The sequence below is a fragment of the Pelagovum pacificum genome, from assembly GCF_016134045.1.
Taxonomy (GTDB): domain Bacteria; phylum Pseudomonadota; class Alphaproteobacteria; order Rhodobacterales; family Rhodobacteraceae; genus Oceanicola; species Oceanicola pacificus_A.
In genome coordinates this window covers 262,878-274,820 of sequence record NZ_CP065915.1, presented here as the reverse complement: position 1 = coordinate 274,820, position 11,943 = coordinate 262,878, and the positions used below count along the sequence as shown (strand labels likewise).

12 protein-coding genes are annotated in these 11,943 nt (G+C 66.3%); 5 read left to right on the top strand and 7 right to left on the bottom strand.

What is annotated here, in order from left to right:
- The first annotated feature begins 55 nt into the window (after positions 1–55).
- Positions 56–637, top strand: a complete 582-nt coding sequence (locus I8N54_RS01430) for a LabA-like NYN domain-containing protein (protein ID WP_140194289.1) — start codon at positions 56–58, stop codon at positions 635–637.
- Between the two features lie 131 nt (positions 638–768).
- Positions 769–1,719 (top strand): 4-hydroxy-3-methylbut-2-enyl diphosphate reductase, encoded by a 951-nt coding sequence (gene ispH, locus I8N54_RS01425; protein ID WP_140194290.1) that lies wholly within the window; start codon positions 769–771, stop codon positions 1,717–1,719.
- Between the two features lie 356 nt (positions 1,720–2,075).
- Here ispH and dgcA read toward each other — a convergent pair whose 3' ends face one another.
- The 3 genes from dgcA to I8N54_RS01410 all read right to left on the bottom strand — a co-directional run bounded on the left by dgcA (position 2,076) and on the right by I8N54_RS01410 (position 5,504).
- A complete protein-coding gene (gene dgcA, locus I8N54_RS01420; RefSeq protein ID WP_140194291.1) occupies positions 2,076–3,029 on the bottom strand; it encodes an N-acetyl-D-Glu racemase DgcA in 954 nt (317 codons plus the stop codon).
- On the bottom strand, positions 3,026–4,132 hold the full coding sequence (locus I8N54_RS01415) for a fumarylacetoacetate hydrolase family protein (protein WP_140194292.1): 1,107 nt from the start codon (positions 4,130–4,132) through the stop codon (positions 3,026–3,028). Before I8N54_RS01415 ends, dgcA begins: the two co-directional genes overlap by 4 nt.
- A 208-nt stretch (positions 4,133–4,340) precedes the next feature.
- Positions 4,341–5,504, bottom strand: a complete 1,164-nt coding sequence (locus I8N54_RS01410) for a mechanosensitive ion channel family protein (protein WP_140194293.1) — start codon at positions 5,502–5,504, stop codon at positions 4,341–4,343.
- 134 nt (positions 5,505–5,638) lie between these two features.
- Between I8N54_RS01410 and map the strand changes: the two genes are divergently transcribed.
- Complete coding sequence (map, locus tag I8N54_RS01405; RefSeq protein WP_140194294.1) at positions 5,639–6,385, top strand: type I methionyl aminopeptidase; 747 nt, start codon at positions 5,639–5,641, stop codon at positions 6,383–6,385.
- Between the two features lie 131 nt (positions 6,386–6,516).
- On the opposite strand, the gene I8N54_RS01400 is transcribed toward map, so the two are convergent.
- Positions 6,517–7,707, bottom strand: coding sequence for a GAF domain-containing sensor histidine kinase (locus I8N54_RS01400; protein WP_140194295.1), 1,191 nt, complete (start codon positions 7,705–7,707; stop codon positions 6,517–6,519).
- A gap of 265 nt (positions 7,708–7,972) precedes the next feature.
- Between I8N54_RS01400 and rimO the strand changes: the two genes are divergently transcribed.
- On the top strand, positions 7,973–9,349 hold the full coding sequence (rimO, locus tag I8N54_RS01395) for a 30S ribosomal protein S12 methylthiotransferase RimO (RefSeq protein ID WP_197097547.1): 1,377 nt from the start codon (positions 7,973–7,975) through the stop codon (positions 9,347–9,349).
- 55 nt (positions 9,350–9,404) lie between these two features.
- On the opposite strand, the gene I8N54_RS01390 is transcribed toward rimO, so the two are convergent.
- Positions 9,405–9,935: a tetratricopeptide repeat protein gene (locus I8N54_RS01390; RefSeq protein WP_140194296.1), complete on the bottom strand. Its 531-nt coding sequence runs from the start codon at positions 9,933–9,935 to the stop codon at positions 9,405–9,407.
- A gap of 63 nt (positions 9,936–9,998) precedes the next feature.
- A complete protein-coding gene (locus I8N54_RS01385; protein WP_140194297.1) occupies positions 9,999–10,250 on the bottom strand; it encodes a DUF6455 family protein in 252 nt (83 codons plus the stop codon).
- Between the two features lie 125 nt (positions 10,251–10,375).
- Between I8N54_RS01385 and trhA the strand changes: the two genes are divergently transcribed.
- Positions 10,376–11,041: a PAQR family membrane homeostasis protein TrhA gene (gene trhA / locus I8N54_RS01380; RefSeq protein WP_456299565.1), complete on the top strand. Its 666-nt coding sequence runs from the start codon at positions 10,376–10,378 to the stop codon at positions 11,039–11,041.
- Positions 11,042–11,054: 13 nt separating this feature from the next.
- Here the strand turns inward: trhA and I8N54_RS01375 are convergent, their stop codons facing one another.
- Positions 11,055–11,807 carry a M48 family metallopeptidase gene (locus I8N54_RS01375; RefSeq protein WP_231592546.1) on the bottom strand — a complete coding sequence of 251 codons (753 nt, stop codon included), beginning with the start codon at positions 11,805–11,807 and terminating at the stop codon, positions 11,055–11,057.
- Positions 11,808–11,943: the final 136 nt, after the last annotated feature.

The window sequence follows — 11,943 nt, the reverse complement described above, 5'->3', positions numbered from 1 at the left end:
TCACTCACACTCACGGACTTCAACGGCGGAAACAGTCACGTAGAAGGACAACTTGATGTTTTATCGGGACGAGCGGCTTGCGCTCTTCATCGATGGATCGAACCTTTATGCGGCCGCCAAGGCGCTCGGCTTCGACATCGATTACAAGCTCCTCAGGCAGGAGTTCATGCGCCGGGGCAAGCTGTTGCGCGCATTTTATTACACCGCACTGCTGGAGAATGACGATTACTCTCCGATCCGGCCTCTCGTGGACTGGCTGCATTACAACGGCTTCACGATGGTCACGAAGCCGGCCAAGGAATACACCGACAGCCAGGGCCGCCGTAAGGTCAAAGGCAACATGGACATCGAACTGACCGTCGATGCCATGGAGATCGCCGCTCACGTCGATCACATCGTGCTCTTCTCCGGCGACGGCGATTTCCGTCCGCTTGTCGAGGCCCTTCAGCGCAAAGGCGTTCGCGTCTCGGTCTGCTCCACCATCCGCAGCCAGCCGCCGATGATCGCCGACGAACTCCGCCGCCAGGCCGACAACTTCATCGAGCTTGACGAACTGCGCGAAGTCGTGGGCCGTCCGCCGCGCGAAGATCGCCCGGCCCGCAGCCAGCACGAAGAAGAAATGGCCGAGGGCGAATAAGCCGTCGGCCCGGATCGGTTTGCCGGTTCGACTGAACTGGCCGGGTGTTCGGCAACCGCACACCCGGCATGCCTCCTCCCCCTCGACGCGGCGCGCCCGATTGCTTAGGTGCCAACAGGAAGGAGCCCGCGATGACCAAGCCCCCTCTGACCCTCTACCTCGCCGCCCCGCGTGGATTCTGCGCCGGCGTCGATCGCGCGATCAAGATCGTGGAAATGGCGCTCGAGAAATGGGGCGCTCCGGTCTACGTCCGGCATGAGATCGTCCACAACAAGTACGTGGTCGACGACCTGCGCGACAAGGGCGCGGTCTTCGTGGAAGAGCTCGAGGAATGTCCCGACGACCGCCCGGTGATCTTTTCCGCCCACGGTGTGCCGAAGGCCGTCCCGGCCGAAGCCGCCAAGCGCGAGATGATCTATGTCGACGCGACCTGCCCGCTGGTGTCCAAGGTCCATATCGAGGCCTCGCGCCACGCCGAAAACGGCCTTCAGATGATCATGATCGGCCATGCCGGCCACCCCGAGACGATCGGCACCATGGGGCAGCTGCCCGATGGCGAAGTCCTTCTGGTCGAGACGCCGGAAGACGTGGCGGAGGTCGAGGTCCGCGATCCCGACAAGCTCGCCTTCGTGACGCAGACGACGCTGTCGATCGACGATACGGCGGATATTGTGAAGGCGCTCAAGGCCCGTTTCCCGAAGATCGTCGGGCCGCACAAGGAAGACATCTGCTACGCGACGACCAACCGTCAGGAGGCGGTGAAGGAGATGGCACCGAAGATCGACGGTCTGCTGGTGGTCGGGGCGCCGAACTCCTCGAACTCGAAGCGGCTGGTGGAAGTCGGGCGCAAGGCGGGCTGCAGCTATGCGCAGCTGGTCCAGCGCGCCAGCGACATCGACTGGCGTGCCCTTCAGGGGATCACGACGATCGGAATCACGGCGGGGGCATCGGCACCCGAAGTGCTGATCGACGAAGTGGTCGATACGTTCCGGGAGCGCTTCGACGTAACGGTGGAGACCGTGACGACGGCGACCGAGAACGTCGAGTTCAAGGTGCCGAGGGTTTTTCGCGAACCTGCGTGATCGGGTTGGGTGGCTTCAGCCACCTGTTTCCCGGCTGCACGCGCATAATTGTGTCAGCACCAAATTTTCGTAGAAAATTTGATAGCTCCGTTAAGGTTAATGATCGGTCTCGCCCGACCGGGAAAAGTGCCGCGCCGAGAGGCGAATGGAACTCTGGCGCTCTTCACCGACACCGGCCCTGGAGAGGACGGGCCGGATAATCGGGAACAGAGCCACCTGCCTCCGTCACGGCCACGCCTTTTCGACCGTCCCATTAACCTTAACACCCGAATTTTCGTCGAAAATTCGATAACCGCGTTAACCTTAACGCCGGCCTTACGGCTCCTGCGCCCGAGCGACGCGGCAGCCGTCCGACGTCATCCCCAAAGACCGACTTCTGGCGGATGCACCACCGTCCCCTCGTAGCGCAGCGGCACCGGCCGGTCCTCCGCCAGCAGCAACGGCGCGTCGAGGTCGACCACTTCCGCCCCCTGCGCCAGCAACACGGCCGGTGCCATCGCCAGCGACGACCCGACCATGCAGCCGACCATGATGCCAAAGCCGGCGGCTCGCGCCTCGTCCCTGAGCGCCAGCGCCTCCGTCAGCCCCCCCGTCTTGTCGAGCTTAATGTTCACCATGTCGTAGCGGCCTTTCAGCGCCGCCAGGGTTGCCCGGTCATGGCAACTCTCGTCGGCGCAGACCGGCAGCGGACGGTCGATCTCGCCCAGCATCCCGTCCTCGTCTGCGGGCAGCGGCTGCTCGACCAGGCTGACGCCGAGCCTGACGAGATGCGGCGCCAGCTCGGAATAGACGTCCGCCGTCCAGCCCTCGTTGGCGTCCACGATGATCCGGGACCGGGGCGCACCACGGCGCACGGCTTCGAGCCGCGCCATATCGCCTTCGCCGCCCAGCTTGATCTTCAAAAGCGGCTTGGCCGCGTGCTTCGCCGCCGCCGCTTCCATCGCATCGGGCTCACCCAGGGACAGCGTGTAGGCCGTGTCGACAGGCCCCGGCGAGGACAGGCCCGCCAGGTCCCAAACCCGTTTGCCCGCCGCTTTGGCCTCGGCATCCCACAAGGCGCAATCCACGGCATTGCGAGCGGCACCGGGTGGCAATAGTCCCTGCAACGCGTCCCTATCGACGCCGTCCGGCAGGCCCTCGATCTCGGTGGTGACACTCTCCATCGTCTCGCCGTAGCGCGCGTAAGGCACGCACTCGCCCCAGCCGTCTCCGGTCCGCACCGTCAGCACCTTCGCCTCCGTCCGGGACCCGCGCGAAATGACGAACGCCTCGGCCAGACGGAAGGAGTCAGCCGTCACCTTCAGGCTCATAGCAGCCCCCGTCCGGAGAGATTTCGCATCAGCGCCCCTGCCCCGACCGTCCAGGGTGCGCAGTCGGTCGACAGACGCACCCGGTTCACCAGCGCCCCGAGCCCGTCCGACTCGATCCTTACTTCGTCGCCGATTTTATGGGTGAACCCCTGTCCCGGCGCATCCCGATCCTCGACCGGCGCGAACAGCGTTCCGAGGTAGAGCATCATGCCGTCCGGATACTGGTGATGCGGCCCGATCGCCTGCGCGACGAGGTCCGCAGGGTCGCGGCTGATCTCGGCCATCGACGAGAAACCCTGCAACACGTAGCCATCCTCGCCCGTCACGGTCAGCCGCACCTCGGCCTGCCGGACGTCGTCCAGCGAGTAGCCTTGATCGAACAGCCGGATCATCGGCCCGATCGCGGCCGACGCGTTGTTGTCCTTCGCCTTGCCGAGCAGCAGCGCCGAGCGGCCCTCCACATCCCGCAGGTTCACATCGTTCCCCAGCGTCGCCCCGAGGATATCCCCGCGCGAGTTCACTGCCAGCACGACTTCCGGCTCCGGGTTGTTCCAGGTGGAGACCGGGTGCAGCCCGATCTCGGCCCCGGTCCCGACGGCGGCCATCGGCGGGCACTTGGAGAATACCTCCGCATCCGGACCGATCCCAACCTCGAGGTACTGCGACCAGAGCCCCTCGCCCTGCAGCGCCGCCTTCACTTCGGCGGCTGCCTCCGAGCCGGGCACGAGATCGCGCAACCGCCCGCCGACCAGCTCGCCCACGCGGGCGCGGATCTCCTCCGCCTTGCCGGCATCGCCGGCGGCGCGTTCCTCGATCACCCTTTCGACCATGGATTTCGCGAAGGTGACGCCGCAGGCCTTCACCGCCTGCAGATCACATGGCGCGAGCATCCGGTCCCCGGCCTCGAACGGCACACCGTCGGCGGCACGAAGCCAGCCGGCGGGGTCCTCCAGCTCGAGCAGATCGCGCACCGTGGGCACCTCGCGGCAGGTCACGTCGCTCAAGGCGCCGTCGGCGAGGCGCAGCACCACCGGCCCGTCCGGCCCTTCGGCCCGGCCGACAAACAGGCCATCCCCGGCCAACCCTTCAAGCACTCCAGCCATCTCCGCGCCTCCCCGCCGGTCCAGTCTCAGTCCCGCGGACTGTCACCACATCCCGCCCGGACTGCAACCCGGCGCCCCATCTTCTTTGGGCCCTCAAATATTCTCGGGGGTGAATTGGGCCGCAGGCCCAAGAGGGGGCAGACAGCCCCCGGACTCCGCCCGACCGTCAGGGAGGGCTCCCAAAGCGCACCGCAGGTGCACCGCGGGGTCACCCCGGCCGCGCCTCGCGCGGAATGCCGGTGCCCGCGTCCTCGACTCCCGTCTCCCGCTCGAACCGGGGACCGGGCCCTTCGTCGCGGTCGCGCATCACCATCAGCTCGCCCCGCTCGCGCGGCAGCGCCTCCGGATGTTCGTCCTTGAGCCACTCGATCATCTTTTCGCGGATCTCGCAGCGCAGGTCCCATGCGCGGGGCGATGTCCGGGCGGACACCAGCGCCCGCACCTGCACCGTATCGCGCTCGGACTCCGTCACCTGCAGGTTCACCACCTTGCCGTCCCAGAGCGGCGTGGCCTCCACAAACTCCTGCAACTTCGCCCGCATCGCGGCGATCGGCGCCTTGTAATCCACGAACCAGAAGACCGAGCCGATGATGTTGGCATTCTCCCGCGTCCAGTTCTGGAATGGCTGCTCGATGAAGTAGGACAACGGCACCACCAGCCGCCGCAGATCCCATATCCGCACCACCACGTAGGTCGAGGCGATCTCCTCGATCCAGCCCCACTCGCCCTCGACGATCACCACGTCGTCCATGCGGATCGGCTGGGTCAGAGCGATCTGGATGCCTGCGATCAGGTTAGTCAGCACGGGCCGCGCGGCAAAGCCAAGCACGAGCCCGGCCGCCCCGGCCGAGGCGAACAGTGACACACCGTATTGCCGCACCGCTTCGAAGGTCGACAGCACGAAACCGGCCGTGAGCAGCCAGACCAGCACCTTGCTGACCTTCTGAACCACCTTGATCTGCGTGATCTGCTTGCGGGCCGACAGGTTGTCCTCCGCATCGAGCCGCAGCTTGCCCGCGGCCCGCTCGGAGGCGGTATCGATGGCGATCAGCCCGGCCCAGCCGAAGATCACGAACAGGATGGCGAGCGCCGCCTGTTCGATCCCGCGCTCCCAGGCCCGGCTCAGCGTGCCGCCGTTCACCAGCGCGATCAGCACCACGAGCACGAGCGCCAGCCGCGAGGGCCGCTTCAGCCGGTGGAAGATGCGCACCGCAAGCCCGCGCCGCTCGCCGATCATCCGTGTCGCGACGCGCCAGAGCAGCCCGTGCAGCAGGTAGGCCAGCGCCACCCCGACCAGCAACAGCAGCAGCGACTCCAGCCAGGCCGGCACGTAGCCACCCACGGAGTTGACGATATCTGTCGGTCCTGACATCGGGTCCCCCTCGGTTTCGCCCCGTCTCGAGGCTAAAACACCTCGGCGCGAAGCGGTTCCCGTCGACGGCACAACCGGCAGGACATCCCCGCCGTTGCACGCTAGAGTGCCGAGACTTTCAGCAAGGATGCCCCATGACGATCACCCGTGAAGACGAGCTCGACGGCCTCAAGGACATTGGCCGCATCGTCGCCCGCACCATGCAGACGATGGCCAAGGCGATCGAACCCGGCATCACGACGGCGGAGCTCGACGCCATCGGCGCCGCCGAGCTCGAGCGGGAGGGTGCCATCTCCGCGCCCCGCTCGACCTACGACTTTCCGGGCCACACCTGCATCAGCGTGAACGAGGAAATCGCCCACGGTATCCCCGGACCCCGCGCGATCCGGACAGGCGACCTCGTCAACATCGACGTCTCCGCCTCCAAGAATGGCTATTTCGCGGACACCGGCGCCACCTTCCGCGCCGGGCCGGTGACGCCCTCGCTCGACAAGCTCTGCCGCGACGGCAAGCAGGCGATGTCGGTCGGGATCAAGGCCGTGCGGGCCGACCAGCCGCTCGCGGGGATCGGCAAGGCGGTCGGCGCCTTCGCCTCGAAGCGCGGCTACACGCTGATCCGCAATCTCGCCAGCCACGGCATCGGCCGCGCGCTCCATGAGGAGCCGGGCGAGATCCCGACCTGGCCCACCCGGGCCGAGCGCCGCCGCATCGACCGCGGCCTCGTCCTGACGGTCGAGCCCTTCCTGTCGAAAGGCGGCCTCTGGGCCGTGGACGGCGACGACGGTTGGACCCTCTATTCCGAGCCCGCCGCCCCGGTCGTCCAGTACGAACACACGGTCGTGGCGACGGAGCGTGGGGCGATCGTCATCACGGCGGCATAAGACTGTCGGAGTTTACAGCGAACCGTAGCTCCGGGGCGTGAACTGACCGCTGTGATCTCGGCATCTTCGCTGAAAAGAGCGCAAGCCGACCCTCAGCCGGCGTCAAAGGGCGACCGTAGACGGAGACAGCCTCAGCCCGGCTGAACCGGCATCCGTAACGTGAACCGGGTGCCGTCGGCATCCGAATGGACATCGATCTGGCCCTCATGTCCCTTCGCGATCTGCGCCGCGATATGCAGCCCGAGGCCGAGACCACTGTAGGGCGACGTCGCGTCGCCCCGGGAAAACGGCGCGAACAGCTTTTCCTGCGTCGCAGGAGGGATGGGCTCCCCGCCGTTCCCGACGGAGACGAACAACTCGCCATCCTCCGCCCGGGCGTTGATGGTGATCGGCTCACCCCCGTCTCCGTGAAGAACGGCATTGGACAGGAGGTTGGACAGAAGCTGCCCCAGCCTATCCTTGTCGCAATACACCGGATCGCCGACCTCGATATTCACGTCGAAGCTGTGGCTCACGGACACGGCCCGGACTTCGTGCACGACATGTTCGAGGGTCTGCCCCAGATCGTCGCAGGTTTCCCGCTCGACACCGATACCGCCCGTCAGCCGCACCCTTGTGTGATCCAGGATGTTTCCGACCAGTCCCGACATGCGGTGCAAAGACGCCTGCATATGTCCAACCAGATCGACCGACTGCTCATCGAGCGGCCGTCTGGACAGCATCCGAAGACCGGCCCCCATGGCGGCGATCGGATTGCGCAGATCGTGACCAAGGATCGCCACGAACTCTTCCTGGAGCCGGGTGAGGTCCTTTTCTTCTGCCAGCCGTTGCTCAGCCAGTTGCAGCCGTTCACCGGACTCGAGGCTGTCGCCGATGCTGCGCGCGAACAGTCGGAACATGTTGAGCACGCGCGGATCGTTCAGGTCGCGGGGCTCGGGGTCGATGGCGCAGAGCGTGCCGAAGAAACTGCCGTCCGAGCGGTAGATCGGCACCGAGATGTAGCTTCGGAAGCCATAACGGGCAGGCGTATGATGGTGGCAATAGTGAGTGTCTGTCTGGACGTCCGCGATGACGATCTCGTTATCCGACTGCCGCACCTCATGGCAGAGCGTGCTCTCGACTTCGAGCTCGTCTCCCGGGTTGAGGCCGAAATGAATGTGATCGACCGCCCGGCAGGTGACCCAGCGGGAATCCGTGACACGGGCGACGGCGGCGAACCCCATCCCCGTGGACAGGCTCACCGTTTCGAGGATCGTCGGCACGGCGTCGCTCGCACCGATTGCGTCGATGTCCCTTTGGAAATCGTGAGAACCGACTGACATTTCGCCCATTTCTCAAAGGCTTGCGTGTCAGTTTAGCCAGACATGCCTTTGCGTTACCTGCTTCCGTACGACCCTTCCTACCGGCGGCCACAGGGATTGTCACACGATCTTGCTGACAGGACAGCACTTTGAAGGTGCCGAAACCGCTGTCTGCCCGCTTGGCCGCTCGTTTCGGTCCCGGCGCGACAAAGCTGGGGCCGGAAGCCGCCCGGCCGCACTTCCACGCCCCCTTCCCCACCTCCGTCACACCCTCTATATCGCGCCAATGCCCCAGAACCCTCCCGACCTCCGCCCTGACCTCGCGCCGAAGATGCGGCTGGACGCGCCGCGCCCCGGCCAGCCGACGATCGGCATGGTCTCCCTCGGCTGCCCCAAGGCGCTCGTCGATTCCGAGCGGATCCTCACGCGGCTCCGGGCCGAGGGCTATGCCATCTCGCCCGACTACGGCGGGGCGGATGCGGTCATCGTCAACACCTGCGGGTTCCTGGATACGGCCAAGGCCGAAAGCCTCGACGCGATCGGCGAGGCGCTGACCGAGAACGGGCGCGTCATCGTCACCGGCTGCCTCGGCGCGGAGCCGGAGTTCATCACCGGTGCGCACCCGAAGGTTCTCGCCGTCACCGGGCCGCACCAGTACGAGCAGGTCCTCGACGCCGTGCACACCGCCGTGCCGCCCGCGCCGGACCCCTACATCGACCTGATGCCGGCGCAGAGCGTCAGCCTCACACCGCGGCACTACAGCTACCTCAAGATCTCCGAGGGCTGTAACCACCGCTGCAAGTTCTGCGTGATCCCAGACATGCGTGGCCGCCTCGTCAGCCGACCCGCCCACGCCATCGTCCGCGAGGCCGAGAAGCTGGTGGAGAACGGCGTGAAGGAGCTTCTGGTCATCAGCCAGGACACCTCCGCCTACGGCGCCGACATCAGGTTCGCCGAAGAGCGCGGCCACCGCGCCCATATCGACGACCTCGCCCGCGATCTCGGCTCCCTGGGCGCGTGGGTGCGGCTGCATTACGTCTACCCCTACCCGCGCGTTCGCAATCTGATCCCGCTGATGGCCGAGGGGCTGGTGCTGCCCTACCTCGACATCCCGTTCCAGCATGCCCACCCGGACACGCTGAAGCGGATGGCCCGCCCCTCCGCCCAGACGGAGACGCTGGCCGAGATCGCCGCCTGGCGCGACACTTGCCCGGACATCACCCTGCGCTCCACCTTCATCGTCGGCTATCCCGGCGAGACGGAGGAAGAGTTCTCCTACCTGCTCGACTGGCTCGACGAGGCGCAGCTCGACCGCGTCGGCTGCTTCCAGTACGAAAACGTCGCCGGCGCGCGGTCGAACGACCTGCCCGACCACGTGCCCGAAGAGGTGAAGCAGGACCGCTGGAACCGCTTCATGGAGAAGGCACAGGCGATCTCCGAGGCGAAGCTGGCGAAGAAGGTCGGCACCATGCAGGACGTTCTGGTCGACGACATCGACGCCGACGGCATCGCCACGTGCCGCACCAAGGCCGACGCGCCCGAGATCGACGGCAACCTCTTCATCGACGAGGGGACAGAGGGCCTCTCCGTCGGCGACCTCGTCACGGTCGAAGTCGACGAGGCCGGCGACTACGACCTCTGGGGCCGCCTGACGTCTTCATAACCCCGTAGGGTGCGCGCTCGATGCGCACCCTCCCGCACCTCTGTGCCCCGACCGATCAATACCCGATCGTCTCCCCCGTCTCGATCGCCCGGATCAGCGCCTGCTCCGGCCAGCTGCCCCGGCCACCTCGCGCCTGGATCTCCTGCAGCTCGGTCCAGGCTGACACGGTATCCTCCGCCTCGATGAAGGCCATGCCGCGATAGGCGCGGGCCAGCAGCAGGTCCGGATCGGCCTCGAGCGCCGCCGCGTAGTAATCCATGCCCGCCGGCACGTCCCCCATCTTGCGCGACACGAAGCCGTAGTAGGTCAGCACCATCGGATCGCCCGGATCCATCGTCTCGAGCAGGCCGAGCGCATCGGCATAGCGCCCCTCGTAGGCGAGCGAGCGGATGTCCTCCATCCGCGCGCTGTCGTCGTTCGTGGTCTCCTCCGGCGTTACGCAGGTCTCGGTCGCCTCGTCGTAGACCAGCCCCTCCTCGCACTCGGTCACGGACTCGGTTGGCTCGGGCGGCGCATCGTCGTCGCTGCCGACGGCAAAGGCCGAGACAGGGGCAAGCAGCATCGCAGCAAGGATCATGTGGCGCATAAGGACTCTCCCGTTTCCTGCCCCACGCTACCACGCCGGGCCGGTCGGGAGATCATCTTTCCGTCAGCGGGCGAGCCGCGCCAGCCGGTCGCGGTTGCGGCAGACCTCGGGCGCCGCGTCGGCATGGTCCGTCCGGTCGAGCCACTTCCGGCAGCCCTCCGGATCGCTACAGCCCCGACAGGCCTGAACCATGCCCGACCATTCCGACAGGTCGAGCTCTCCGGTCTCGACAGCGCCGACGACGTCGGCGCCGAGGCGTTTCGCCATGCCCTTCACGAGCCAGTAATGCTGTCTCGGATGTCCCAGTGGTCGCATGATCGGGTCCTCCTGCAGGTCGCTGACCCACGATCGCAGGTTTCAAGGGCCACGACCTTGCGTCAGATCAAGCGGGACGGCGCGTTCGTTACCCTTTCCGCAACGAGAATCAGGCATACTTGCAAATGATGGTTAGAGAATTGCTAAAGTCCGGGTATCCCGTCTTCTCGCGCGCCGAAAGGATCGCCGATTTCGCGATGCATTTCGTCGGCCTCGGCTTCGCCATCGTTGGCGCGGTGCTGCTGATCGTGATGTCCGCCGGCGCGAAGCCGGGTCTGATGATCGCCGCCGTCAGCATCTACGGCGCGGCCCTGATCGCGACCTTCGCGGCCTCGACGCTTTATCACTTCACACCGTGGGACGGGGCGCGGCCGATCTTCCGGCGGCTCGACCACGCGGCGATCTACCTCAAGATCGCGGGCACTTACACGCCGCTGGTCGCACTGATCGGGTCGGTCTTCGCTTGGGCCGTGCTCGGCGCGGTCTGGCTGCTGGCTGTGGTCGGCGCCGCTGCGAAGCTTTTCTTCTGGGAAACGCCGGGGCACTGGGCGACGGCACTCTACCTTGTGCTCGGCTGGCTCAGCCTCGCCCTCATGTGGCCGCTGGCACAGAAACTGCCCGTGGGCGGGATGACTCTGATCGTGATCGGTGGCCTGCTCTATTCGGCCGGCACCATCTTCTACAGCCTCAAGAATCTGCGCTTCCAGAACGCGATCTGGCACGGCTTCGTGGTCGCGGCCTCCGCCTGTTTCTTCGCCGCCATCGCGTGGAGCGTCGCCGTCGTCGGCTGACGTCGGCGCGCCGTCAGTTCATCGGTGGCGTGATGCCGAGCGTCGCCGCCCGGGTGATGACCGCGTCGTAGCGCTCCGCGTTCGGCGGGTGCGTGCTCAGGAACCGGCCATCCGGATCGGGAATCCGGAAGAAGAAGTCGGCGCCGACGATCGGGTTGAAGCCTGCCCGCGCGGTGATGATCGTGCCGAGGTCGTCCGCCTCCAGCTCGAACGACTTGGAGTAGGAGCGCGCCCCGACGACCGCCCCGATCTCCTGCGCGGTACGGATCTCGTCCTCGCTCCCCGCGCCGAGAACCCCGGCCAGCTGACCGAAAACCACCGCTCCGGCAGTCGCATATTCGCGCTGCCGGTCGAGGTGTCCCTCGATATGGTGCGCCGCCTCGTGGGCCATGACGAAAGCGATCTCGTCCTTGTTCCGGGCCTCGGCGATCAGCGACAGGGTGAAGGCGATGATCGGCTGACCCTCGGAATCGATCGTCTGGAAGGCGTTCGGCGGCATTCCCGGACGATCGTCCACTACGATCCGCAAATCGCAGTTTGAATGTGCCGCACGGCGCCGGCACTCGGCCTCGGCCACCGGCTCGACCGCCTCGACCACTTCGATGAAATTCCGCGCCGCCGTCCGGGCATCGATCGCGCCACCCACGAAGGGCACGCGTCCGGCCACGGTCTTCGGCTCCCCCGACGGTTCGGGCATCTCCGTACAGGCGGCAAGGAGGCCGGTCATCAGGATGACAAGACAGGATGCCAGTCGACGGGCGATCATGCGGGACCTTCTTTCATGAGCGAACGATGGCCTACGTAGCACAGCGGTTGAGCGGGAACAGTCCGTTCGCGTCCCGATCACGCTATTGGCAGAGCCTTGCCACCTTGCTCTTCCAACCGCTTGGGCGAGCCGCTAC